This is a genomic window from Vibrio sp. 378, assembly GCF_033339435.1.
Map to the genome: position 1 here is coordinate 1 of NZ_JAWOUO010000642.1, position 660 is coordinate 660.

The following is a 660-nucleotide window of genomic DNA, read 5'->3' on the forward strand; positions in this document are numbered from 1 at the left end:
TCTGTTTAATAAAGTTGATAACGGCTGATATTTTTTTCGGCATGTGTTGACGACTCGGGTACACCGCATAAAATGGCATCGACTGGCTCGCTTTCCAGTCTGGCAATAGTTGAATCAACTTACCCGTTCTGAACTCATCACCAAGCAAATACGTAGCGAGATACGCAATCCCCCATCCAGCAATCGCAGCGTCACGTACGGCTTCTGCTAAATCGACAGAGTAGTTGCCGGAGACTTTTACGTTGAGCTCTTGTTGTCCCTTGGTAAATGCCCATCCTGTGTAATCACGCTCCCAACTGCGATAGATCAAGCAGTTGTGCAAAGACAAGTCGTTCGGCTCAGTCGGAGTATCATACTTAAGCAAATAATCTGGCGATGCTGCCACCACAAACTGGCAGTCTGTCAAACGCTGCGCAATGTAGCCCTCTGGTAGGTGCTCATTGTTTGTTACCCACAGATCGAGCCCTTCCGCCAGCATATCGACCTTGTAGTCAAACAAATGCACTTCCACTTGAAGCTGTGGATACAACTCACGCAGCTCTTGAATCGCAGGAATGATGTGCAGCGTTCCAAATGATTGAGATAACCCGAGGCGAACCAGCCCAGCCACTTCATCCCTTTGGCTTTCCATTTCTAACGTCGCACTACTCACCGCCTGCA

The 660-nt window shown here is 48.6% G+C and carries 1 protein-coding gene; it reads right to left on the bottom strand.

Features of this window, described 5'->3' with window-relative positions:
* Window positions 1-660, bottom strand: a 660-nt coding sequence (locus tag R7Q48_RS28025) for a substrate binding domain-containing protein (RefSeq protein ID WP_318133576.1), incomplete at both ends; no start/stop codon positions are given.